This is a genomic window from Motilibacter deserti, from assembly GCF_011250635.1.
Lineage (GTDB): Bacteria > Actinomycetota > Actinomycetes > Motilibacterales > Motilibacteraceae > Motilibacter_A > Motilibacter_A deserti.
The window spans coordinates 130,927-155,375 of record NZ_JAANNP010000004.1 but is presented as its reverse complement, the minus strand read 5'-3'; the positions used below and the strand labels follow the sequence as shown (position 1 = coordinate 155,375).

The 24,449-nt window shown below is 73.7% G+C and carries 17 protein-coding genes, 1 tRNA gene and 2 pseudogenes; 9 read left to right on the top strand and 11 right to left on the bottom strand.

Features of this window, described 5'->3' with window-relative positions:
• On the bottom strand, positions 1-1,389 hold the full coding sequence (locus tag G9H71_RS10420) for a M20/M25/M40 family metallo-hydrolase (RefSeq protein ID WP_166281544.1): 1,389 nt from the start codon (positions 1,387-1,389) through the stop codon (positions 1-3).
• A gap of 271 nt (positions 1,390-1,660) precedes the next feature.
• Between G9H71_RS10420 and G9H71_RS10415 the strand changes: the two genes are divergently transcribed.
• A tRNA-Leu gene (locus G9H71_RS10415) sits at positions 1,661-1,745 on the top strand.
• 87 nt (positions 1,746-1,832) lie between these two features.
• On the opposite strand, the gene G9H71_RS10410 is transcribed toward G9H71_RS10415, so the two are convergent.
• A complete protein-coding gene (locus G9H71_RS10410; protein ID WP_166281454.1) occupies positions 1,833-2,915 on the bottom strand; it encodes an SDR family oxidoreductase in 1,083 nt (360 codons plus the stop codon).
• 438 nt (positions 2,916-3,353) lie between these two features.
• On the opposite strand from G9H71_RS10410, the gene G9H71_RS10405 reads away from it, so the two are divergent.
• On the top strand, positions 3,354-4,178 hold the full coding sequence (locus G9H71_RS10405) for a hypothetical protein (protein ID WP_166281451.1): 825 nt from the start codon (positions 3,354-3,356) through the stop codon (positions 4,176-4,178).
• 100 nt (positions 4,179-4,278) lie between these two features.
• Here the strand turns inward: G9H71_RS10405 and G9H71_RS25045 are convergent, their stop codons facing one another.
• A complete protein-coding gene (locus tag G9H71_RS25045; RefSeq protein ID WP_331272891.1) occupies positions 4,279-5,019 on the bottom strand; it encodes a peptidyl-tRNA hydrolase in 741 nt (246 codons plus the stop codon).
• On the opposite strand from G9H71_RS25045, the pseudogene G9H71_RS25510 reads away from it, so the two are divergent.
• A pseudogene (locus G9H71_RS25510) lies at positions 4,930-5,259 on the top strand (dsRBD fold-containing protein); the annotation flags it as partial. The gene G9H71_RS25045 and the pseudogene G9H71_RS25510 overlap by 90 nt on opposite strands.
• Before the next feature lie 82 nt (positions 5,260-5,341).
• On the opposite strand, the gene G9H71_RS10395 reads toward G9H71_RS25510, so the two are convergent.
• The 3 genes from G9H71_RS10395 to G9H71_RS10385 all read right to left on the bottom strand — a co-directional run bounded on the left by G9H71_RS10395 (position 5,342) and on the right by G9H71_RS10385 (position 9,410).
• Entirely contained in the window at positions 5,342-7,228 is a 1,887-nt protein-coding gene (locus tag G9H71_RS10395) for a calcium-binding protein (RefSeq protein WP_166281449.1), read from the bottom strand.
• A 120-nt stretch (positions 7,229-7,348) separates the two neighbouring features.
• Positions 7,349-8,557 (bottom strand): zinc-dependent alcohol dehydrogenase, encoded by a 1,209-nt coding sequence (locus tag G9H71_RS10390; protein WP_166281447.1) that lies wholly within the window; start codon positions 8,555-8,557, stop codon positions 7,349-7,351.
• 466 nt (positions 8,558-9,023) lie between these two features.
• Positions 9,024-9,410, bottom strand: a complete 387-nt coding sequence (locus G9H71_RS10385) for a four-helix bundle copper-binding protein (protein WP_166281540.1) — start codon at positions 9,408-9,410, stop codon at positions 9,024-9,026.
• Positions 9,411-9,751: 341 nt separating this feature from the next.
• Here G9H71_RS10385 and G9H71_RS10380 point away from each other — a divergent pair.
• From G9H71_RS10380 to G9H71_RS10355, 6 genes and pseudogenes are all read left to right on the top strand, one after another.
• Positions 9,752-11,311, top strand: a pseudogene (locus G9H71_RS10380) (BCCT family transporter).
• A gap of 116 nt (positions 11,312-11,427) precedes the next feature.
• Positions 11,428-12,711 (top strand): PP2C family protein-serine/threonine phosphatase, encoded by a 1,284-nt coding sequence (locus tag G9H71_RS10375; RefSeq protein WP_166281445.1) that lies wholly within the window; start codon positions 11,428-11,430, stop codon positions 12,709-12,711.
• A gap of 82 nt (positions 12,712-12,793) precedes the next feature.
• Positions 12,794-13,570, top strand: coding sequence for a hypothetical protein (locus G9H71_RS10370; RefSeq protein WP_166281443.1), 777 nt, complete (start codon positions 12,794-12,796; stop codon positions 13,568-13,570).
• A gap of 64 nt (positions 13,571-13,634) precedes the next feature.
• Positions 13,635-14,390 (top strand): HAD family hydrolase, encoded by a 756-nt coding sequence (locus G9H71_RS10365; RefSeq protein ID WP_196791933.1) that lies wholly within the window; start codon positions 13,635-13,637, stop codon positions 14,388-14,390.
• A complete protein-coding gene (locus tag G9H71_RS10360) occupies positions 14,387-16,873 on the top strand; it encodes a glycoside hydrolase family 65 protein (protein ID WP_331272890.1) in 2,487 nt (828 codons plus the stop codon). The genes G9H71_RS10365 and G9H71_RS10360 overlap by 4 nt, the downstream gene beginning before the upstream one ends.
• 125 nt (positions 16,874-16,998) lie before the next feature.
• The gene (locus G9H71_RS10355) at positions 16,999-19,026 is read left to right on the top strand and encodes a S8 family serine peptidase (protein ID WP_166281441.1); all 2,028 of its coding nucleotides are present in this window, start codon (positions 16,999-17,001) and stop codon (positions 19,024-19,026) included.
• Between the two features lies 1 nt (position 19,027).
• Here G9H71_RS10355 and G9H71_RS10350 read toward each other — a convergent pair whose 3' ends face one another.
• The 5 genes from G9H71_RS10350 to G9H71_RS10330 form a co-directional block, all read right to left on the bottom strand.
• Entirely contained in the window at positions 19,028-19,477 is a 450-nt protein-coding gene (locus G9H71_RS10350) for a hypothetical protein (protein ID WP_166281439.1), read from the bottom strand.
• 109 nt (positions 19,478-19,586) lie between these two features.
• On the bottom strand, positions 19,587-21,362 hold the full coding sequence (locus G9H71_RS10345; protein ID WP_166281437.1) for a metallophosphoesterase: 1,776 nt from the start codon (positions 21,360-21,362) through the stop codon (positions 19,587-19,589).
• A 22-nt stretch (positions 21,363-21,384) separates the two neighbouring features.
• Positions 21,385-22,080: a hypothetical protein gene (locus G9H71_RS10340; RefSeq protein WP_166281435.1), complete on the bottom strand. Its 696-nt coding sequence runs from the start codon at positions 22,078-22,080 to the stop codon at positions 21,385-21,387.
• A gap of 162 nt (positions 22,081-22,242) precedes the next feature.
• Positions 22,243-23,862 carry a Calx-beta domain-containing protein gene (locus G9H71_RS10335; protein ID WP_166281433.1) on the bottom strand — a complete coding sequence of 540 codons (1,620 nt, stop codon included), beginning with the start codon at positions 23,860-23,862 and terminating at the stop codon, positions 22,243-22,245.
• A 101-nt stretch (positions 23,863-23,963) separates the two neighbouring features.
• Complete coding sequence (locus G9H71_RS10330; protein ID WP_166281431.1) at positions 23,964-24,395, bottom strand: hypothetical protein; 432 nt, start codon at positions 24,393-24,395, stop codon at positions 23,964-23,966.
• Between the last annotated feature and the right edge of the window lie 54 nt (positions 24,396-24,449).

Genomic DNA, 24,449 nt, shown 5'->3' with positions numbered 1-24,449 from the left:
TCAGAGGCTGTCGAAGAAGCGGTCGAGCACCCGGACGCCGAACTGCAGCGCGTCGACGGGGACGCGCTCGTCGATGCCGTGGAACATCCCCGAGAAGTCCAGGCCCGCGGGCAGCCGCAGGGGCGCGAAGCCGTAGCCGGTGATGCCCAGCGGGGTGAAGGACTTGCTGTCGGTGCCGCCGGACAGGGCATAGGGCACGACCCGGGCGCCCGGGTCCTCGGCCAGCAGCGCGGCCTCCATCCGCTCCCAGAGCGGCCCGCCGTGCGGCGTCTCGACCGCGATGTCGTGGGTGATCATCTCTCGGCTGATCTTCGGGCCGAGCAGCTCGTCGACGGTGGCGAAGAACTCGTCCTCGTAGCCCGGCAGGAAGCGGCCGTCCACCTCGGCCGTGGCCTCCTGCGGGACGACGTTGGCCTTGTAGCCCGCGCGCAGCACTGAGGGGTTGGTCGTGTTGCGCAGCGTCGCGCCGACGATCCGGGCGATCGCCCCGAGCTCCTGCAGGAGCGCGGACGGGTCCTGCGGGTCGAGCTCGATCCCCGTCTCCTCGCTGACGGCCTCGAGGAACGTCCGCACCGTGTCGGTCATCCGCACCGGCCACTGGTGCTCGCCCAGCCGGGCCACCGCCGCGCAGAGCTCGGTCACGGCGTTGTCGGGGTGGACCATCGACCCGTGGCCGGCCGTCCCCGTGGCCTTGAGCCGCATCCACGCCAGGCCCTTCTCGGCCGTCTCCAGCAGGTAGAACCGCCGGTCCCGCACGGTGGTCGAGAACCCGCCGACCTCGCTGATCGCCTCGGTGCAGCCCTCGAACAGGTCCCGGTGGTTGTCGGCGAGGAAGTGCGCACCCTTGGCCCCGCCGGCCTCCTCGTCAGCGAGGAACGCAAGGACGAGCGGGCGGGCCGGGCGCCGTCCCTCGCGGAGCCGGGCGCGCACGGTGGCAAGCACCATCGCGTCCATGTCCTTCATGTCGACGGCGCCGCGGCCCCACACGCAGCCGTCGCGGACCTCTCCGGCGAACGGATGGACCGTCCAGTCCTCCGGGCGCGCCGGCACGACGTCGAGGTGGCCGTGGACGAGCAGCGCATCGGTGCGCGAGGGGTCGCTTCCCTCCACGCGGGCGACGACGCTCGCGCGGCCCTTGTCGCTCTCGAAGACCTGCGGCTCGAGCCCGACCTCCGCGAGCAGCTCGGCGACCCGCTCGGCGGCGACGCGCTCCCCCGGGCCCGACCCGTCGCCGTAGTTCGAGGTGTCGATCGAGATGAGCTCGCTGCAGAGGCTCACGACCTCGTCTTCGGCGGAGCTGGCGGCAGGCGTGTCGGTCACGGCGTCATCCTGCCCGCCCGGTGCCCGCTCGAGCGGCCCGACCCGCCCACTGCGCCGCTGACGCGGCATCGGCACCATGACCGAGGGCAGCGTGCGGCTCGCGTCGACGGGCGAGCTGGCGGTCAGGGCCACCAGCCCGACGCACGCCGCCGCCGTGGCGCTGCGCCGCAGGAGCCTGCTGTAGGTCACGGGATCGGTCCTCGTCTCGTACGCCCCCCGGTCCCTCCGAGGGCAGGGCGTACGGCACCAGCCGCCCGTCCTGGTATTGTTCTGGAGTCGCCGCAGGGGGCTCCTGATGCACCGAGTTGCAGTCAGTCGCTTCCGGACGGTGATGACCCAGGTCCGGGTGGCGGAATGGCAGACGCGCTAGCTTGAGGTGCTAGTGCCCTTTATCGGGCGTGGGGGTTCAAGTCCCCCCTCGGACACATCAGACCCTGCATGACTCCGGTCGTGCAGGGTCTTTCTCGTAGGCGAGCGGGCCGCGCCCTGCCTGCAGCTGCCTCCCTCGCCGGCTACCGGAAGGGTGGGACCACCCGGCGCGCCACGAGGTCGTCGAACCGCTCCAGGAACCGGTCCTGGGTGTCGTAGCAATCGGCGAAGCCGGCCTTGCGCACCTTGATCGTCGAGGAGACGTTGTCGAAGCCGGAGGCGAAGAGGAAGTCGCCGAAGGCCCAGCCGACGAGGTGCTCCCACGGCGTGTCGACCAGCCCGTGGCGCTCGGCCATCCGCCGCCACAGCGGCTCCTTGTCGGCCATGTGCTGGACGAGGCTGATGGGCTGCGGCTCGGCGTAGTCCATGCCGAAGTGCCGTGCGAACACGGGGAACAGGTGCCGCCAGCGCAGCTGGTCCCCGTTGGTGACGTTGAAGACGTGCCCCGCGGCTCGCGGCTCCTCCCCCGCCCAGACCGTGGCCCGCGCCAGGAGCTCGGCGTCCGTCACCTGGTACATCGCGTCGTACGCCGCGAAGGTGCCGGGGAACCGCAGCGGCAGGCCCAGCTCGCGGCTGACCGCGGCGTACACCGCGATCACCATGAGCAGGTTCATCGGGTTGCCGACCGCGTAGCCGATGACCGCCTCGGGCCGCAGCATCGTCACCTCGAACCCGCGCTCGGCGGCGACGGCCCGGAGCAGGTCTTCCTGGTCGTAGTAGAAGTTCGGCGGCATCAGCCGGGGGTCGTCCTCGCGGGCCGGCGTCTTCATGTGCCCGAGGTGCGCGCCGTAGGCCTTGCCTCCCTGGTAGAGCGTCACGTGGCGCAGCGGCGCGCCCGCGGCGGCGAGGCCGTCCAGGGTGTTGCGCAGCAGCGCGACGTTCGGCGCCACCTGGGCCGCGAGGTCGGGCTGCTCGGCGTACGCCGCGAAGACCAGGTGGGTGGTGTCCGCGGCGGCGGCGAGGCCGACGCGAGCGGCGTCGGCGTCCGACAGGTCGACGGGCAGGTGCTCGGCGGTGCCGAGGCCGTCGAGGTACGCGGGGCGGCGCCTGCTCACCGCTCGGACCGTCCAGCCCGGGCGGGCGGCGTACGCCTCGACGACGTGGGAGCCGATGACGCCCCCGGCCCCGGTGACGAGGACACTTCCGGTCGGCTGCTCCGATGCCATGGGAACGACTCTGGCACAGCCCTCGACAGTCGCTCGCGCGCACCACCGCCAACTGCAGTCGGGCGCCCCGACGACTGAACGCCGACTCGTGAATCGGCTCTTGTGAAGCGCGGTTGACGTATCACGCGGGCTCTTCCGATCCGTCGGGACAGCAGAGGAATCCGCGCTCGGAACGAGGTGGCCAGGGTGGACCGCAGGCGCACGACCGTCGCCGAGGCACACGTCGCGCCGGGAGGTGGCGACCGGACACGGCGACGGGCCGGCCGAGCAGCGGCTTCTGTGCTCGTCCTCGCCGCTATGGCCCAGGCCGGGTGCTCCGGCGACCGCGGCGCGGCTCGTACGGACCACGCCGTCCGCCCTGGGTCGCAGGCCGCTCCCCCGAGCGCTCCCGTCCCCGCGGCTGCCGACACAACGGTGCCCGCACCGACCCCCACGGGCATGGCACCACGGCAGTTCCAGGCCCTGCTCGACCGGGCCGACCGGGCGCTGGCGCGACGGGTGGAACGGCTCCGCGCCGCGGGGACGCCCGAGGCCGTGACCCGGGCGGTCACGCAATTGCAGTCCGAGCTGGACGAGCAGCACCTCGCGCTGCTGCAGGCCGATGCGCCGGTAGCGGTCGCTCCCGCGGCTCTCCGAGTGGTCGACGCGCTCAGCGCGCTGAGCGCGGCCCTCGAGGACACCGCCGACGCCGCACGGTCGCAGGAGCTCTGCCTGGGCCTGGCCGCACGGGCTCGGATGAGCCGGGACGACACGGTGCTGGAGGCGAGGAGGGCGGTCAGGGCGCTGTCCGAGGCCGACCCCGCCCACGCGTACGAGTTCGGCTCGTTCCTGCCGTCCCCGACGAAGGACAAAGGCCGGCGGCCGGCGAACGGGACCGTGTTCAAGGCCGCTCCCGGCGGGCGGGGCCAGCTGACGATGGACAACGACGGCGCGGACGCGGTGGTCAGCCTGGTGCGCCGCGGGTCGACGTCGAGCGTCGTGCGGTTCTTCGTCCGCGACGGGCGCACGGTCACGGTGCGCGGCATCCCGGACGGCACCTACCAGGTCTTCGGCGCGGTCGGCGCGGACTACGACCCGGCGCGCAAGGCATTCAGCCGCGACTGCGACTTCTGGAAGTTCGACAAGACGATGAAGTTCACGACGACCTACACCTCGACCTCGGTGGTGTCCTCGTCGTGGAAGATCGGCGTGACCACGGCTCTCGCCCCCGGGCAGGGCCTCGACCGGGTGCCGGTCCCGCGCAGCAGGTTCCCCCGCGACTGACCGCCGTCGCCGTCCGGTCGGCGGTCGCGCTGTCCCGCGGCACCTTCCCCCGCTCCCGTGACCGCTGCCCCTGCACCCGCCCCGACCTGAGCCGCGCCGGTCAGCGGGCGGGAACGGCGGCGAGCAGGTCGAGGCGGCCGCCGGGTGGCAGCGCGACGAACGTGCAGGACCCGGCCGGGATCTCGGTGAACCCGGCGTCGCGGACGGCGGGCAGCCGGCGTGGGTGACCGAGCAGCGATTCCCACTGCTCCGCCGCGGCAGGCCGGACCGCCAGCGGGTAGCCCGCCTCGTGCCACGCCTGCTGCGCCTGCGGGGTGAGGCCCCACCAGAGCAGCATCGCGGCGTGCCCGGCCTGGGCCATCGCCTTGCCCGTCGTCATCGGCTGGTCCGCGAGCGTCGTCAGGTGCGGGTTGAGCCAGAGCTGCGCCTGGTGCTCCGCCGGTGGCGGGAGCTCGTCCGCGTCGGGATAGTCGGTCCCGGCGACCTGCAGATCGGCGATCACCTTCGGCAGCAGGCTCTCCGGCTGCCACTGAAAGGGCGGGTACGCCCGCACCGTCGCGGTGCCGCACGTGACGCTCACTCCGGGCACCTGCTCGGCGGCGGTCCACTTCGATGCCTGCGTCGCGCGCCGGGCCACCTTGCGGATCTGCCGGGTCAGCCAGGCGTCGAAGGCCGGCGCCCACTCCTCCTCCGCGCGGGGGTCGTGCCAGACGCGCATGCACGCGGTCGCCGCCGCCTCGAGCGCGTCGGTGTGCAGTGGAGGGTCGCTCTTCAACGCGCGCAGCACGAGGGGCATGGACCAGACCGCCGGTACCGGCGCGGGGTCGAGCTCTGTCGTCACGGCACCAGCAGTACCAGGGCCGCCGTGCCTCCCCTCGACCGGCCGCGGAGGGTCCTCGTCCGTCCTAAACGGCAAGCCCGAACACCGGGAGCGTGGACGCGTACGTGTCCTGCAGGACAGCGTCGCGGCCGCCGTCCGTCGCCCTACGTCGTACGCGAGGTCGCGGTGGCCCGTGCGCTGCGCCGGCTCGCCGACCCGCTCCTCGGCTCTGCGGCCGAGGATCTGGCGTGCGCGCTGGGCCACCCGGTCCACCTCCGCGGGCGACCCTGGCCCGCCGTCGGTCGCGGGATGGGCGGGCGAGCCGACGGCGGGCGTGCGGGGGTCAGGCTGCCTGGACGGACCACTTCCAGGTCACGGTCCCGGAGGCGTCACCCATGGGGTGATAGGTGCGTTCACCCGACAGGGCGGACGGGTCCTTCGGCAGCGCCACCATCCCGGTGCTGGCGGCGTCGGTGTTCAGCGGCCACATGCCGGTCGTGCGCGTCCCGGTCAGCGGGCACGTCTCGGTCACCTCGATCTCGCGGGTCTTCACCGGCCACACCTGCATGGAGTACTGCCCCAGCGGCTCCCACAGCGTGATGCCCGCCTTGCCCGCCAGCGTCGCCGCGCCGTCGTAGCTGCACCCGTCCGGGGTGGTCCCGCTGATCGACCAGGTGATGGTGGCATCCCCGCCGAGGCCTCCCGTCGCGCTTGCGCCCTCGCGGACCGTGAACGACGCGGACCAGGACTCGGTCACGCCGTTGGACGTGAGCGTCCCGGACGCGCTGCCGTTGAGCGCGCCAGCGGTACCGCCCCGGCAGCTCTTCGTCGTCTCCGCGGTGCAGCGGTCCGGGTCGCGCGGGGTGTTCTTGCGCGGGTCGCCCGGCGAGCCGCCGTCGCAGACGTCCCTGCCCGGGCCGCCGTCGCAGGTGTCGGTGTCGGCGCTGCCGCGCAGGTGGTCGTCGCCGGCACCGCCGCGGACCGTGTCGTCACCCAGGCCGGCGTCTACGGACACGTCGTCACCGCCGCCGGCGTCGATGCGGTCGTTGCCGGTCCCGCCCTTGATGTAGTCGGGGTGTTTGCCGCCGACGATGACGTCGTCACCGGCCTGGCCGTCGAGCAGCACTCCCTGGGCGCTCGAGCGCAGCGTGTCGCCGTCGGGGCCACCGAAGACGTCCGTGCCGAGCCCGGTCGCCGTGAGCGTGTCGCGTCCCGCGTCGCCGTGGAGGGCGCCGAGCTTGCCCGGGCCGGTCGTGATGACGTCGTCGCCCGCGCCGCCGTGCAGCACGTCCGCACCCGGCCCGCCGTAGATCCGGTCCGCGCCGTCGCCACCGGACACGTGCACGTCCTCCCCGGCTCCCGGCCGGATCACGTCGTCGCCGTTGCCGCCGTCGATGTCGTCGACCCCCGCGCCGCCGTGGATGGTGTCGTTGCCGGCGTCGCCCTGGGCCAGGCCTCCTGCCCGGCCCGCCGTCAGGACGTCGTCGCCGACTCCTCCGTAGAGGCCAGCGCGCTGGTCGCCGGCGACGAGCCGGTCGTTGCCGGCGTCGCCCAGGAGGAAGCCCTGCCCCGGCCCGAGGCGGAGGACGTCGTTCCCGTCACCGCCGCGCAGCGTGTCCCGTCCCGCTCCGCCCTCGATCCGGTCGTCGCCCGGGCCGCCGTGCACGTCCTTGTCGTCGCCCCCCGCGGCGTCGATCCTGTCCGCGCCCTCGCCGCCGTCGATGGTGTCCGTGTACGGGCCGCCGACGATGCGGTCGTCGCCGGCCTCGCCGTGCATCGTGGCCGCCTCGGCGTAGGTGCGCAGGACGTCGTTGCCGGGCCCGCCGGCCAGCGACACGGCGGCCGCCTGCGCCAGCAGCGTGTCGCGCCCGTCCTCGCCGTGAAGGGCACCGCCGCGGCCACCGGCGCCCGAGCTGAGCGTGTCGTTCCCGGCGCCGCCCCAGAGCGTGTCCTGGCCGGGGCCGCCGTCGACGGTGTCGTTCCCCGCCCCGGCGCACACCAGGTCGACCCCGTCGCCGGCGAGCACGACGTCGTCGCCGCCGCCGGCGACGATGACGTCCCGTCCGGTTGTTCCCCGCAGCCGGTCGGCACGGTCGCTACCGACGATCGTCGCGGGCTGGCCGTAGCAGGTGGGCGCGGGCTCCGCCGCCGCGTACGACGGCAGCGCCGCGAGCGCGAACGCAGGCAGGAGGGCGGCCACCAGGGCGGCCGGTCGGGTGGTGCGGGACATGCGGGCTCCTCGATCCCGGCCGGCGCGTGCCGCCGGCCGGGACCCACCGTGTCCGGAGTCCCCTGTCGCTCGCCTGTGCCCGGCTTGTCGTGCGCTTGCGCAAGCGGCCGGCAAGGGCCGTCAGGTGCTCAGGACGGTCTTGACCCAGCCCTCGTCCCGGCGGTCGAACGCCTCGAACGCCTGCAGGGAGGACGTCAGCGGCTCCTGCTGTGTGATGACGCGCGCGGGGTCGACGACCCCGCTGGCCACGAGCCGGAGCAGGTCCGGGATGTAGCGGCGGTGGGGGCAGTTGCCGGTGCGGATGGTGAGGTTCTTCATGAACGCGGGGCCGAACGGGTAGCTGGTGACGGTCTCCGGATAGACGCCGACCACCCCGATCGTGCCGGCCTTCGCGATCCCCGCGACGGCCCACTGGGCGGCCTGCGAGGGCGCGTCGCCCGGCTTCCACTGCTCCCCCTGCTGCCCCGACTCGGGCGCAACCTGGGAGACCTCCTGCCGGAACTGGTCCGCCGACTCCTGGGCCTGCTGTGCGGCCGGCCCGGACTTCGCGCTCTCGGAGTCGACGCCCACGGCGTCGATCACGCGGTCCGGCCCCGCCCCGCCGGTGAGCTCCTGGAGCACGGCCACCGGGTCCTCGGCGTTGAAGTCGATGGCCTCCGCGCCGAGCCGGCGTGCCGCCTCGAGCCGGCTGGCGTGGCCGTCGACGACGAAGACCCGGCCCGCACCCTGCAGGTAGGCCGAGAGGACGGAGAACTGGCCGACCGGGCCGGCACCGAACACCGCGACGGTGTCGCCCTGGCCGATCTCGGCGAGCCGGCCGCCGAACCAGGCGGTCGGGAAGATGTCGGAGACCATGATCGCCTGGTCGTCGGTCACGTTCTCCGGCACGGGCACGGCCCCGACGTTCGCGAACGGCACGCGGACGTACTCCGCCTGCATGCCGTCGAACGGCCCGGTCGGCTCCGGGCCGCCGAAGAACGCGGTGCCCGCGTTCCGCCCGTTCGGGTTCGCGTTGTCGCACTGGGAGTACGTGCCGGAGCGGCAGTAGGAGCAGTAGCCGCACGCGATGGTCGAGCCGATCACGACGCGGGTGCCCGTGGGGAGGTTGCGGACACCGGGGCCGGTCTCCTCCACGACCCCGACCGCTTCGTGCCCGAGGACCGTCCCGGGCTTCATGCCGCTCATCGTCCCGCGGACCATGTGCAGGTCGGTCCCGCAGATGGCGGACGTCGTGATGCGGACGATGGCGTCGTTCGACTCCTGGATCGTCGGGTCCGGGACCTCGTCCAGCCTGATGTCGCCGAGCCCGTGCCACACGACTGCCTTCATGTCTTCTCCTCGCTCGATGGTCGGACTGCGCAGGGCTACCCAGAACGAGCGGCCCGAGTCGGGATCCGGGCGTGACGAGGCCGAGCAGGCCCGCAGGGTTGGCCCGACACCGCCCGGGCAGGCCAGGGCCACCGTGCGATCGGAGAGGTGTCCATGACGACCGATGACGACCGAGCACCTGCGGGCGGGCCCGGCGAGCAGCACGCCGGAGCGGACGAGCGCCCGCGGGCGCATCGCCACCACATCTCCGGCCCCCGTCCGGACGGCGCCCCACCCCAGGAGCGGGACGCCGAGGGACAGCCGGGGATCGAGCGCGGGACGCCCACCGCGAAGAGCGCGGCGCGCGCCGCCGACCCATCGACCCGGAAGCGTTGAGGCGGCCCCGCCGAGGTGCTCCTGGCCGGCACTGGGATCAGCGTCCTGAGCAGTCTCCCGTCGGGGCTCGCGCGACTCCCGTGCCTGGCTCTCAGCTGATGGTCGCCAGCAGGCCCCGGCACGCCTGCTCGCAGTTGCGGCACGCCTCTGCGCAGATCCGGCAGTGGTCGTGCATGGTGGCGTGGCGCTCGCACTCGTCACCGCAGCTCTTGCAGGCGGTCGCGCAGGCCTCGAGGACGCTACGGGTGATGTTGGCGTCGTACGCAGTGTGCCGCGACAGCACTCGCGCGGTCGTCGCGCAGATGTCCGCGCAGTCGAGGTCCGAGCGGATGCACTTCGTGAGCTCGGCCACCGAGCTCTCGCTGAGGCAGGCGTCGGCGCACGCCGTGCACGCCTCGCTGCAGGCGATCAGTGCCTCGATGGCGGCGGCGAGCTTCCCCCTGTCCAGGTTGATGTCGGCAGGGTAGGCATCCATCATCGACTGGGTCGTGGAAGTCACGGCTCTCCTCGTGCGCAGGTGGGTGGCAGGACCGACGGACAGCGGTCGCGGCGGTGCCGCCGCAGCGTCGCTGCCGTCGACAGCGGCGTACCCCGAGGCACAGCGGAGAATCGAAGGAGGCCCGGCGTTCTTGACCGGGCGAGGGGTGCCGGCTTCGGTTCGCGGCGCCGCACGTGGATCGGCAGGGGCCTCACCGAGGGCGCGGCCGCTTCGTGTGAAGTGTCACAGCCGGAAGCTGCGACCCGGCTTTGCTCGTTGAACTCGCGGTTGCTACAAGCAACGGTGTCTAGCACCTGCCGACGACGCGAGGAAACCTGCCCGTGCGGAAAGTGACCCCTGCCTTCTGGGCCTCCTTGGCCATCGTCCTGCCGTTCGTCGCCTGGGGAGCCGTTTCCCCGGGCTTCCTGGTCGAGGCCGCGGAGGCGGCGCGCAGCTTCCTCGTCGATCGTTTCGGTTGGTTCTACCTGCTGACGGCGACGACACTGCTCGTCTGCGTCGTCGGCCTTGCCGCGTCCCGTTTCGGAAGAGTCCGGCTCGGCGGCGAGCACGAGCGTCCGGAGTACTCCACGCGCGCGTGGTTCGCGATGCTCTTCAGCGCGGGGATGGGCATCGGGCTGGTCTTCTGGGGGGTGGCCGAGCCCGTCGCCCACTTCACCGCACCACCGGCGGCCGACCCGCGCTCGACCGAGGCGGCACGAGAGGCGCTGCGCTACTCGTTCTTCCACTGGGGCCTGCACCCCTGGGCCATCTACGCCGTGCTCGCGCTCGCGCTCGCCTACGCCCGCTACCGCACCGGCGCCCCGGCCACGGTCAGTGCCGCACTGCGGCCCGTGCTCGGCCGTCGTGCCGAGGGAGCGCTCGGCCGGGCCGTCGACGTGGCGGCGGTGGTCGCCACCGTGTTCGGGGTGGCCACCTCGCTCGGGCTCGGCGCCGCGCAGGTCAATGGAGGGCTGGCCGCCCTCCGCGGCGACATCCCGGTCACGAGCGGCGTCCAGCTCGGGGTGATCGCCGTCGTCACCGTGCTCTTCCTGCTGTCAGCGCTGTCCGGCCTGGACCGTGGCATCAAGTAGCTCTCCACCGCGAACGTCGTCCTCGCGCTCGGCCTGCTCTGCTTCGTGCTGTTCGCCAGCGGGACGACCAACGCACTCATCGGCGTGTTCACCACGACGCTCGGCGGCTACCTCACCGACCTGCCCACCATGAGCCTGCAGGCCGGCCCGTTCGACGCGGACCGCAGCACGTGGATCAACGGGTGGACGATCTTCTACTGGGCGTGGTGGATCTCCTGGTCGCCGTTCGTCGCGAGCTTCATCGCCCGTGTCTCCCGGGGGCGGACCATCCGCGAGTTCGTGGTCGGCGTGCTCGCCGTCCCGACCCTGGTCAGCGGCCTCTGGTTCGCGGTGTTCGGCGGCGCCGGTGTGCTCGCCGAGCGGGACTCGGGCGGGAGCCTCAGCGGGCTCGGCACCGAGTCCCAGCTCTTCGCGCTGCTCGCGGGCCTGCCGGGCGGCGCCGTCGCGGCGGTCGGAGCAGTCATCCTGATCGTGACCTTCTTCATCACCAGTGCCGACTCGGCCACCTTCGTGCTGGGCGCTTTCACGACCGAGGGCGGGCGCGACCCGCACCGCAGCGTCACGATCGCCTGGGGCCTCGTGATCTCCGCGAGCGCCGCTGTCCTGCTCGTCGGGGGCGGGCTCGAGGGGCTGCAGACGGCATCGATCGTGGCGGCGTTCCCGTTCGCGTTCGTGCTGCTCGCCGCGTTGGCGTCCCTCGTCAAGGCCTTGCGCCGCGAGCCGGCCGTTGCGCCCCCCGCTTCCGGGGACTCCGCGGCCGACCGTGCCGGCGAGTCGGACAGGCGGGAGGGCGTGCTTCCGGGCCGCTGAGCCGTCCGTCCCGGGAGCCGACCGGACGGCTCTGGCGACGCCGGGAGCAACACCCCGTGACCTTCTGACCACAGCCGGGCGTGGTCGTTGCTGGGACGTGTCATGCTTACCCGCTGATGACGAGCACGCACGATGTCGACATCTCGGCCCTTCTCACCGCAGCGGAGGACGCGTCGCCGTCGGCTGCTGTCGCCGCGGCCGCGGAGGAGCTGGCCCGTGCCCTGGGCACCGGGCACGTGTCGTTCCTGATCGCCGACGCGGCCGGCAACGCGCTGCTCGACCACGTGGACGACGCCCAACGCTTCGACCTCAACCGCACGGTGCCGGGCCGGGCCTGGCGCGAGCAGGAGCTCCTGGTCGACCCCCGCGAGGAGCGCGCGTACGTGCCGGTGACCGTGCGGGGTGACGCGCTGGGGGTCCTGGCCGTCGACCTGCCGGAGGACGACGGGAGGGACCGACCGCTGCCACCGGACGGGGCCGAGGAGGCGTCGGAATCGGCGCAGCGGCTGGACAAGTCGCTCGCCGAGCAGCTGCGCGCCGTCGCACACGCCTTGGGCTACGTCCTGGTCGCCAATCAGCGGCACACGGACGCGTACGAGACGGCGATGCGCTCCTCGGACTTCACGCTGGCGATGGAGATCCAGCGACGGCTGCTGCCGGGCGCGTTCGTCTGCGAGGGCGGCGCCTTCAGCCTCGCCGGCTGGCTGGAGCCCTCGGCCAGCGCCGGAGGCGACACGTTCGACTACATCGCCTCGGCCGACCGGCTGACCGTCTCCATCACCGACGCCGTCGGCCACGACATGAACGCCGCACTGCTCGCCACGCTCACGGTCGGCGCGTTGCGCAACGCGCGGCGTGCCGGGGCGAGCCTGGGCGAGCAGGCCGCCACAGCACACCGTGTGCTCGCCGAGCACGCCAGCGAGGAGCAGTTCGTCAGCGGCATCCTGCTGGAGGTGGACCTGACCACAGCGGCGGGATCGGAAGGGCAGGCCGACGACGGTGGCAAGGAGGCCGCCCGGGCGACCGTCGTCAACGCGGGCCACCCGCCCGCGCTCCTGCTCCGCGAGGGAGAGGTCACCAGCGTCGCGCAGGCCGCGGACCCTCCCTTCGGCCTCGGCTCCGGCAGCTTCACCATCCAGGAGCTCGAGCTGCGGCCGGGCGACCGCCTGCTCCTCATCACGGACGGGATGTGCGAGCGCAGCGCGAGCGCCTTCGACCTGCCCGCCTTCCTCCGCGACAGCGCCGACCGCCATCCGCGCAACGTCGCGCAGGACCTGTCGAAAGCCTTCCTCGAGGTCGTCGGAGACGACATCGAGGACGACGCGACGCTCCTCCTGCTCGAGTGGCACGGCGGCACGACGGCCCGCAGTACGAGCAGCGGCGCGGACACCAGCGGCTGACCCGGGGAGGGGAGCGCAGGCAGCCGGTCGCGCGCCCGGCTCTGTCACCGGTGGCCCGTACGGTCGCCATGGAGGTGACGGGGTGGACAGACTCTGGCTGCTCGTGCTGAAGGTGTCGGTCGCGGTGGTGGCCGCGGTCGTCGTCGCCGCGCTGGCGTTGCGCACGGTCGGGGCCTGGGCCCCGCCCCGGCCGCTGCTGGTCGTCCTGGTCGTGGCCTCGGCGCTGCTGAGCGCCGGGTCGACGAGCGCCGCAGCCGTGCAGGAGTGGCGTACGCGCCGGCTCGGCGCCCGGCGGGAGCGGGCCGAGCAGCTGCTCACCGCTGCCGCCTGGGCGGTGGCCGACGCCACCGGGCTCGACTACCGCGACCTCGGAGCGGCGGCCTACCGGCTGGAACGGCCCGGCCTCCTCCGGCTCGTCGGAGCGGGGCGGCGCGAACGCCTCCGGCGGGTCCACCGGCTGCGCCCCCGCCACCGCCTCGGCGCGTCGGGCATCGACTGGCGGCCCGGGGTCGGGGTCGTCGGGTCGTGCGTCGCGATGCGGCAGGTCGTGGCCCAGGACCTGGACGCGGTCTACCGCGCGCTGCTCCCGTGCACGCGGGAGGAGTGGGAGACGCTCGTCCCGGAGGCCGTCCGCCAGGGGCTGACCTACGACGAGTTCGTGGACGTCCGCGACAAGTACGCCGTGGTGGTCGCGACGCCGGTGGTCGACGACTCCTCCCCCGTCCCGCGTGTGGTCGGGTGCCTCTCGCTCGACGGGCCGGCCGGCTCGTTCGAGTCGCTCACCAGCCCCGAGGTGCTCGCCGTTCTCGACTCCGCGGCCCAGGCGCTGCTGGGCCACGCAGCCCGGGTGCCGGGATGAGCCGCGCCGTCGATCGGGGCACACGGACGGGTAGCCGTTCCGGAGCCTGGGTACGCGTGTCCCGATGAGAAACGGACGGCCGACCCTCCCCCCTGCCATCCGAGCCTGCCTCTTCGACCTCGACGGCGTGCTCACCCAGACCGCGAAGGTCCACGCCGCGGCGTGGAAGGAGACGTTCGACGCCTACCTGCGCGACCGGGCCGAGCGCACCGGCGAGGCGTTCGTGCCGTTCGACGCGGCCGACGACTACGACGAGTACGTCGACGGCAAGCCGCGGGCCGACGGGACCGCCTCGTTCCTGGCCTCTCGCGGGATCGAGCTGCCGGCGGGCAGCCCGGGCGACCCGCCGGACGCCGAAACGGTGAACGGGCTGAGCAACCGCAAGAACGAGGTCGTGCAGCGGCGCATCCGCGAGGACGGGGTCGAGGTCTACTCCAGCAGCATCGCCTTCGTCGAGGCGGCGCGTGCCGCGGGGCTGCGCACGGCCGTAGTCTCCTCGAGCGCCAACACGGCTGAGGTGCTCCGGGTGACCGGCATCGAGAACCTCTTCGAGGCGCGGATCGACGGGGTCGTAGCGCGGGAGCGGCACCTGCCCGGCAAGCCCGCGCCCGACACCTTCCTGGCCGGGGCCGCCGCGCTCGACGTCGCGCCCGAGCACGCCGCGGTCTTCGAGGACGCGCTCGCCGGCGTCGCGGCCGGGCACGCCGGCCGGTTCGGGCACGTCGTCGGGGTCGACCGGGTGGGACAGGCCGACGCGCTCAAGGAGCACGGCGCCGACGTCGTCGTGCAGGACCTGTCCGAGCTGCTGGAGGAGGCGTGATCCGCCGGCACCTGCCCGAGCAGGACGACGTCTTCCCGGTCGAGCCCTGGTGCCTGCGCGAGACGGCGCTGCACGAGCCGCTGCTGTCGCGCTCGGAGTCGTTGCTGGCGCTGTCCAACGGCCACATCGGGGTGCGCGCGAACCTCGACGAGGGCGAGCCGCACGGGCTGCCCGGGACCTACCTCAACTCCGTCTACGAGCTGCGCCCGCTGCCCTATGCAGAAGCCGGATACGGGTATCCCGAGTCGGGGCAGAGCCTCATCGACGTCACCAACGGCAAGATCATGCGCCTCCTGGTCGACGACGAGCCGTTCGACGTCCGCTACGGCGACCTCATCTTCCACGAGCGCGTCCTGGACTTCCGGGCCGGGACCCTGACCCGACGCGCGGAGTGGCGCTCGCCCGCCGACCGGACCGTGCGGGTGACGACCACGCGTCTCGTGTCGTTCACCCACCGCTCCATCGTCGCGATCGAGTACGTCGTGGAGCCGGTGGACGCGGCAGCCCGCGTGGTGGTCCAGTCCGAGCTCGTCGCGAACGAGGTGCTGCCCGGGCCGGTGCACGACGACCCGCGGGTCTCGTCGGCGCTGGAGAACCCGCTGCGCAGCGTCGAGCACTCTGCTGCGGGGACCTCGGGCGCGCTGCTGCACGAGACGAAGCAGAGCGGGCTGCGCGTGGCGACCGCCATGTCCCACCTGCTCGACGCACCCGACGGCGTCGACGTGGACGTACGCGGCGAGTCCTTCCCGGACCTGTCGAGAGTGACGTTCACCGCTGCCCTCGAGCCCGGTCAGCGGCTCCGGGTGGTCAAGCTCGTGAGCTACGGGTGGTCGGCCGAGCGGTCGGTGCCCGCGCTGCGTGACCAGGTCGCGGCGGCGCTGACGGGCGCGGAGCAGACCGGCTGGGAGTGCCTGCTCAGCGACCAGCGGGCCTACCTCGACGACTACTGGGACGGCGCGGAGATCGAGCTCGACGGCGACCCCGCCCTGCAGCAGGCCGTCCGGTTCGCGCTCTTCCACGTCCTGCAGTCCGGCGCCCGCGCCGAGCGGCGGCCCATCCCGGCCAAGGGCCTGACCGGGCCGGGCTACGACGGCCACTGCTTCTGGGACACCGAGGCGTTCGTGCTGCCGCCGCTGACCCGCACGGCCCCCGGCGCAGCGTCGGACTTCCTGCGCTGGCGCTACGACACGCTCCCCGAGGCCCGCGACCGCGCCCGCCAGCTGGGGCTGGCGGGCGCAGCCTTCCCGTGGCGCACGATCGACGGCGCCGAGTGCTCGGCCTACTGGCCCGCCGGCACCGCTGCCTTCCACGTCAACGCCGACATCGCCGACGCCGTCGTGCGCTACTGCGACGCCACGGCGGACGAGCAGTTCGCGGAGGACATCGGCGTGGAGCTGCTCGTCGAGACGGCCCGGCTCTGGCGGTCGCTCGGCCACTACGACGAGGCGGTCGACGAGTTCCGCATCGACGGGGTGACCGGCCCCGACGAATACAGCGCCGTCGCGGACAACAACGTCTACACCAATCTCATGGCCCAGCGGAACCTCGAGGCGGCTGCCGACGCCGTGGCCCGCTACCCGGGCGCTGCCCGCCGGCTGCTGGTCGATGACGAGGAGGCCGAGGCCTGGCAGCGGTGTGCGCGGGCGGTCGTCGTCCCGTACGACGAGAAGCTGGGTGTGCACCCGCAGGCCGACGGGTTCACGCGGCTCGCGGTGTGGGACTTCGAGAGCACCGAGCCCGAGCACTACCCCCTCATGCTGCATTACCCCTACTTCGACATCTACCGCAAGCAGGTCGTCAAGCAGGCCGACCTGGTGATGGCGCTGCACCGCCGCGGTGACGCGTTCACAGCCGAGCAGAAGGCGCGCAACTTCGCCTACTACGAGGGCCTGACCGTCCGTGACTCCTCGTTGTCGGCCTGCACGCAGGCGGTCGTCGCGGCCGAGGTCGGCCATCTCGACCTCGCCTACGCCTACACCGCCGAAGCTGCCTTCACCGATCTGCACGACCTGAAGTCGAATACGGGAGACGGCCTGCACATGGCGTCACTCGCCGGCGTGTGGGTGGCCCTCGTCGACGGCTTCGGGGGGCTGCGCGACGAGGGGGCGACGCTTCGCTTCTCCCCCCGGCTGCCGAACGGGCTGCGCCGGCTCGCGTTCACCGTCCGCCACCACGGGTGCCGCGTCCGCGTGGAGACCGACGGGCGACAGGCGACGTACTCCATGGCGCCGGCCGAGGGGCACGACGAGGAGAAGCTCGAGATCTTCCACCACGGGGAGCCTGTGACCCTGGCGCCGGGCTCCTCGGTCACCCGGCCCGTCCCGGCGCTCCAGCCCCCGCCGCGGCCTCGCCAGCCGCCGGGGCGCGAGCCGTTGCCGCGCCAGGTCCACGACGAGCCACCGCCGCGGCGGCCGCACAGGGCGGACCGCGGAGGCCGGTCGTGGGCGGCACGGCACCCGGAGAGCGCGCCGCACTCCGACTGAGGCGAGGTTTTCACCCGTTCGGCGGCGCGCCTTTCGTCCCGGGCCGGCCGATCCCTCCGGACGTGGCAGCTCCATTTCGAACCTCCCTCGTCCCCGGCGCGACCGGCGGCAGCCGACGTACGCGCGTGCTGGCCACTCTGGTCCCCGCGGCCCTCGTCCTCGGCGTGCCGGCCGCCCCGGCGCTGGCCGACACCTCCGCCGACGGCCGCGCCCGGGTCGCGGCCGCCGCCGTCCTGCCCGACGATGTCGTCGCCGGGCTGACCCCCGTGGCCACCGAGGCCATTGCGGACGCGCTCCCGAGCGCCGGCGAGCCCGAGACGCGGCTGGCCGTGTCCGCCGTGACCGACGACGGGCTGCAGGTCGCGACGCTGGACGTCGCCGCCGCGGACGCGGCGGTCGCGCAGCAGGTGCTCGCGGCCCAGCCGGCCGTCATCGCCACCACGGTCGACCGCCGCGACGTCACCCTCGCGGCCTTCAAGCAGGACAGCTACCGCTGGCGCCAGTGGGGGCTCGACCGGCTGCAGGCCGAGGCCGTGCGGGACCTGCCGCACGGCACTCCCCCGGTCGTCGCCGTGCTCGACACCGGCGTCGACGCCGGCCACCCCGACCTCGACGGCGTGCTCGTCCCGGGCACGGACGTGGTCTACGGCGGGGACGGGCGTACCGACTCCAATGGCCACGGCACCCACGTCGCGGGCATCCTCGCGGCCGAGGTCGGCAACGGCACGGGCGTCGCAGGGCTGCTGCCGGACGCGCAGCTCATGCCGGTGCGCGTCTTCGGCTACGACGGCGTCGCCTGGGGCTCGGACGTGGCGAAGGGCATCGTCTGGGCGGTCGACCACGGCGCCCGGGTGCTCAACCTCTCGCTCGGCTCCACCACGTCGGACCCCGTGCTGGAGAGCGCGGTCCGCTACGCCGAGGACCAGGGCGCGGTCGTCGTCGCCGCCATGGGCAACGACGGCGCCACCACCAGCGCGGTGTCCTACCCGGCGGCCTATCCCACGGTCCTCGCCGTCGGGTCGACCGACTCCTCCGACGCGCGCACCTCGTCCTCCTCGACCGGCGCGCACATCGACCTCGCCGCGCCCGGGTCGTCGATCTACTCGACCTACCCCCGCAAGCGCTACACCTCGCTCAGCGGCACGTCCATGGCCACGCCGTACGCTGCGGCGACCGCCGCCCTCGTCCTCGGCGCCTGGCCCGAGCTGACACCGGCCCAGCTCCGCCGCCACCTGGAGGCCACCGCCGACGACCTGTCCATCCCGGGGTTCGACAACGCGACGGGCTACGGGCTCGTCGACCCCTCAGCGGCGCTGACCACGCAGCCGGCGGACGTGACGGATCCTCCTGCGAGCACGCTCGCCGCCGTGCGGGCGCCGGTCCCGGCCGCCCTGCCGGTCCCCGTCGCGGCACCGGTCGTGCCGCTGCCGGTGCCCGCGTTCGTGCCGGCTCCCGCTCCCGTCGCTGCGCCGGCGCCGGCGCCCGCCCCGGCGCCCGCCCCGGCGCCGGCCGCGCCGGCGCCCGCTCCGGCCCCGGTCATCGAGGCCCCGGTGCCGGTCCCGGCGGCGCTGCCCGCCCCGGTCGCTCCGGTCGTGCCGCGCGGCATCGTCGTGACGGCTGAGCTCGGGACGGGCGACAGGCCGCTGCCGTTCGGCGCGTGGGTCTCGGTCCGCGGCACGGCGACCCTGATGCTCCGCTCGGTGCAGGGCACCGTGCGGCTGCTGACGGGCGGCCGGGTCATCGCGACGGGGACGCTGCACGAGGGCCGCTTCGAGCTACGCGCGCCGCTGCGCGTCAGCGCCGCCCTGACCGTCGAGGTGACCTCGACGACCGGCGCGACCGCCACGGCGGAGGTCGGCAACTGCACGGTCGTGCCCGTCGCCGAGTGGACCGCCCGCAGCACCGGCAAGGCGAGGACACGGACCCGGTTCCCCGCCCTCGTGACCGGGGCCGCCCGTGGCACCCGCGTCCGGCTCGAGCAGCTCCTCGGGACCACGTGGGTGGAGCGCGCGGCGGCCCGGCTCGGCGCGAACGGCCGGGCGACGCTCGTGTGGGCCCCGCCGAAGGGCGTGTCGGTGCTCCGGGTCCGGGTGCCCAGCGTCGGTGGGCTCGGCGGGACGGTCACGGCGAGCCGGCGGCACACCGCGCGCTGACTCAGCTCGGGAAGCGCAGGGTGAACCACGCGACGCGCCGACGCCACAGGTAGGCCGCGCCGAGGTAGAGGCCCGGCGCGACGAGGCGCAGCTCGTCGCGCACCGGCCGGGCGACGAGCGACGTCCTCGAGTAGTCGAGGACGACGCTCGTCCTGCCGTCGGCGCGGCTCGGCCCGCTGTCCAGCGCGGCGCGGACCGCGAGCAGCCCCATCGGCGTCACGCGGTTCACGACGCGGCATCGCGCGTTGTCGACGACCTTCCCGCGCCACGCGAGGGACACCAGCCGCGCGACCGGACGGGCGGCACGGGTGCCGGCAGCCCAGAGGAAGATGCCGTCCGCGCGGCCGTCCGGCAGCGGCCGGTGCTCCGCGGCTGTGTAGATCTGCGCCAGCTGCCGGGCCGGCGTCGCGAGCAGGGCCGACTCGTCGAGGCCGGTGCTGCCGGTGGCCATGGCGCTCCCTCCGCGTCGTGCCCATTGTGCGCGCAGATGAGACAGCGGACGAGCCGCAGCCCCCGAGGGCTCTCCCGGGGGCTGCGGCTCGTGCCGGCTTGCGGGCCCGTCAAATAGCTGAGGCTGTGCTCGCCGCCGTGGCCTCGGCCGCGTCCACGGCGGCGAGCAGGCTGCTCAGCCGGGAGACGGCCGCGTCCAGCTCGGCTCGCACGGCCAGGTCGTCCGCGTCACCGCGGACCTGGTTGCGCACTCGCGCCGCGAACTGCTCCACCGCCGCGATCGCCCGCTGCTCGCTCCCGTCGGCGAGGACGCGCGTCGCGCGGTCCAGCCGCTCGAGCAGCGAGGCGGCGACGTGCGGGGCGAGGCGGCCGCCGTCGCGCAGCCCGACGACCCGCGCGGTGAGGCGCTCGACACGCTCCTCGGCCGGGACGACGAGGTCGAGCCGGTCCAGGTCGAGCGCAGCGGTCGTCAGGTAGGTCTGGGACCACGGCCGGTAGACGTAGCTCGCCATCGAGTCCGAGGCGGTGTCGAACTGCACGATGCGGGTCGGGTTCTGCGTCGTGTCGTGCAGGGTCGTGTTGATCGCGGCCACCCGGTTGCCGTGGTCCCCCGTCATCGCCCGGTAGGCCCACTGCCCTGTGTGGCCCGACAGGATGAAGCGCACGTTCGCATGCTTCTTGAGCGCCTGGTCCCAGAGGAACTGCGGGCTGTTCGCCCCGTAGCCGCCGTTGGTCTGGTAGACGCTGCCGTCGCCGGTGAGGAAGGAGTGCGTGTTGACGATGACGTTGTGCTCGGGGTGAGCGGCGATCACCGCGTCCGCCCAGCGGACCGTCTCCGTACGCGGCCACAGCTCCAGGTGCAGCACGAGCCAGTCGACGCCGCCGGCCGCGAAGGTGGTGTAGATGTTGTCGACCTTGCCCGGCTGATAGGCGCCGCGCAGGTTCTCGACGTGGTCGACCCCGAAGTAGGCGTTGAACGTGTCGGTGATGCGCTGGTTGGCGCGGGTGTCCTGGCCCGGGCGGGCGCTGCCCCCGACGTCGGTGGCCATCGTGTCGTGGTTGCCGATGGCGAAGGAGTACGGGATGCCCGTGCGGTCGAGGATGTCGACGCCGGGCTTGGCCTTCTCGTACTGCTCATGGTTCGGCGTGTCCCAGTCGACGACGTCGCCGGTGTGCGTGATGTAGCGCAGGTCGAGCGCGTCCTCGTTGTCCGACAGCCACTGGGCCCGGTGGGTGAAGACGTTGTTGGCCTTGGTGACGTGGACCTCGTGCTGCGTGTCCGGGATGACGGCGATGGAGAACTGCCGGTCGGTGCCGGAGTGGAACGCGACGCCGACGTAGCGGAACCCGTCGGCCTCGAGCTCCTTGCGCTGGCCCTTCGTCACCGCGAGGCGCTGCTGCCCGTCGCCGGGGCGCACCAGCTCGTAGACCGGGTCCAGGCACGGCTCGGCGTCGGCCACTGCGTGGAAGGCGGGGGTGGCCTGCAGGACGTAGCCCGCCGCCTGGAGCGCCGCGATCCGCGCCGGGTGCAGGGCGTACGCGGTGCGGCCGCTGCCGGGGTGCTGCAGCCGGTGCACGGGCTCGCTGCCGGGTCCGGCCGCGGCTGCGGCGAGGAAGGCTACGCCGTCGTCGTCGGTGTAGCCCCGCCCGGAGGCGGCAGCATCGGCCTCCTCACGGGAGGTGGTCAGCAGGCTGTCGCCCCGGCCGTCCATGCGCAGGTGGACGCCGTCGTCCATCGCGGCGCAGACGGCGGCCGGGTCGTCGGCGGCGGCGGCGGCCGCAGGAGCCGGAAGCCCGGTGACCGCGGCGACGGAGCTCGCTAGGGCGAGCGGGATCAGGGCGGCGCGGCGTGCCCGCAGCGCGGGGCTGCCGTGTCGAGTGGTCATGCACCCGGAGGCTTCCGACGTGTCATGAACAGCGGGTGTCGTCGGCCGGTCGGTGCTGGGAACCGTCGGCGTCCGGTGCCGGCAGACTGCTGACCACGGCCCCACGCGAGCGCGAGTCGTAGTAGCGGAACAGGTAGTTGACGTTCGGCCCGCCGGTCGTGCCGCCGCGCAGCTCGACGTCGACCTCGAGCCATCCGGCACGCAGGCCCTCGATGACGCCGACCCCGCTGCCGCCGCCCTCCGGGCCAGGGCCGGCGAGCGTGGCCAGGTCCTGCTCGTCGAGCCCCAGGACGTCGCGGGAGGCGTACAGCTGCTCCGCGGCCGCCTGCAAGGACGGGTAGTTGGTGTTGACGACGCTGCTGCTCGGCGGGGCCGTGAACGAGTCCACGACGGGCTCCTGCGGGTGGCCCAGTGACTCCGAGCCGAAGCCGAACGCGCGCAGGCGGACGCTGCCGGTCGGCAGCAGGACGGTGACCTCGATGCCGTCGGAGCCGGTGGCCCGGTCCTCGAAATGGCCGTTGTCCCCGGTCACCAGGCCGAGCGCTTCGCGCGTCGGCCGGGCCCGCAGGTCCAGGGTGACCTTGCCGTCCTCGACGAGCTCGGGCTCGGGCACCTCGTCGGGGTCGCCGACGCTGACGCTGCACGCGCTCAGCAGCAGCAGGAGGGACAGCGCAACGACGGCTGCGGCGCGGGACCGACGGCGGCGAGGAGCACTCACGCGGGGGGCCATACCCATGGCACGCCTTCCCGCGCCCCGGAAGGGGTGGCGTCACCCGACGGCGTGCCCGAGGGGCACGGTCGGCGTGCGGGAGGACTGGACGCGCGGTGCCGCAGGTCGTCGCGCAGCCGCTGGCCCGGCTCTCGGTCGTCGTCCCGGCTCTCAGTCGTCGTCGCGGACCGTCAGTGTCCCCGCGCCGTCCCAGTCCGCCCCGCCCTGGTCGGCGGTCAAGGTCAGGTGCACCGTCTCGTCGCCCTCGTGCCGGTCGTCGGGGTCGACCTCGATCTGCACCGCTGCGATCGTCTGGCCGGGCACGAAGGTCACGAACCCTGCGTGCGGCTCGGCGTCCGCGTACGCCTGGTCGACCCCCGTGTGGCGCAGCCGAGCGGTGCCGCCGGTGACCCAGTAGGCGTAGGAGACCGGGACCGAGGCCGGGCGTGACAGCCGGACCGGCAGCGTCGCCACGGTGCGGCCGTTGTCCCCCTCGAGCACCGTCGCGTCCCCCACCGTGGCGACCGGCCGCCCCTGGTAGTGCTGAGGGTTGCTGTCGGTGATGGTGACCGGCGCGGACGCGTCGTCGAGTGCTGCGAGGTAGGGCTGCGACAGCTCGACCGTGAAGGACTCGAGAGGCTCGGTGGTCGTGTCTCCCAGCACCTGCACCGGGACCACGGTCTCCTGCTCCCAGGGTGCGAGCACCGCCGTCCCGCCGGCGGCGACGTAGTCCTTGCCGGCCTTCGCGGTGCCGTCCTTCGTCGCCCAGTGGACCGTCACCGGCTGCCCGCTCGCGAGGCTCGCGCGCACGGGCACGAGGACCGTCTTGGTGCCGCTGGACTCCTCGTAGGCATACCTGTCCGCAACCGACAGGGCGGCCTGCTGCGGGATCCGGTAGTGCCAGGCGAGCCGGTACTGGCCTTCGGCGACGGCCCCGCTCGCGTACCGGTGCCCGTCCAGCCGGACGCGGTAGACCGTGCCTGCCGTCGCCTCGAACTCCAGGTCCGCGTGGTCGCAGCACTCGTCGTCGACAGCGACGACACGCTCCTGGTCGCCGGCGCCGCCGGGGCGGGCACGCGACACCTCGAGCATCGTGTCGAAGGCCGCGCCCGAGCCCGACGTGTCGAAGGCAACCCGGCCCGTCACCGGGGCCTGCCACTGGAACCAGACCGACCTGCCGCCCGGGTTGCCGTCAACGGGCAGCTCTCCCTGGTCGGGGGAGGAACCGTAGGTGGTGCCGAAGACGGCACCACTCGGGCCGGCGATCTGGTCCGGGAAGGAGAAGTCGTCGTTGCTGTCCCAGCTCAGGACGACCTCGCCCGCGTCGCTGCCCGGGTCGGGTGCCCCGTCGACGGCGATCCAGAAGTCGCGATGCGCCGTGAGGTCCACCGACACCTGGCTCTGGTAGCCGAAGACCCCGCCGAACTCCGCGTCGTCGTCGGAGTCGAGCTGCTGCAGCCGGCCATCGGCGTTGCGGGAGTAGACCGCGAGGACCGTGTCGAACGAGCTGCCCTTGGTCCGGAACGTCACGTGCCCCCAATCTCGCTTGTGCCACCGGAACCACACGGAGTGCCGGGGCGCCGCGCCCGGCAGGTGCTGCGGCTCCTTTGGCTCCACCGTCGCTCCGACCGTGGTGGCGGTGACCGAGCCGGAGCGGCCGTAGATGTCGATGGCCGCGGAGGAGTCGTCGCCGGGCGGAGATGCCGACGCCGTGGGCGCGGCAGCGATCGCACCAGCGAGCGACGCGGTGACGATGGAAAGGACAGGAAGGACAACGAGGCGAGTACGCATGGGCCCACTGTGGTCCCGCCGCCGGCACCGCGCCTGAGCACCGACTGCTCAGATCGTCCCTCGCCGGCAGCACGCCCCGGACCCCCGTGCCTCACGTGGTCCTAGTCCACCAGCCAGGTGCCGGTGGCGGCCGCGTACGGGGTGAGCACGATCATGGCGAGGACAGCCACGGCGAGCAGCGCCGCACCGGACACCGCCAGCGCGCGCACCCGCTGTCTTCGCCAGGTAGCTCGCACGGCGCCGTCGCCACGCACGGCCCAGGCGGCAGCGCCGAGGGCGAGAAGCGCGGCGCAGGGCGCGGTCAGGAAGGCCAGCCCCGTCAGTGCCGCCCAGGCGCCCGTGATCTGCGTGCTCGGCCTGGTGAGGATCTCGACGTGCGTGAGCCCAGCCAGGCCCAGGTGCACATAGGGCCACACCATTCCCGCGCCGAAGCATCCGGCGGACAGCACCGCCAGCGCCATCGGAACGATCGCCCCGCGCCGACGGACAGGCACACCTTCGTCCGACGAGGAGATCTGCACCGCCGAGGCCATGCCGGCACTGTAGGCCTGGGGGGCGCCGACGGGCTCCCTTGTCCGTCCCGTCCG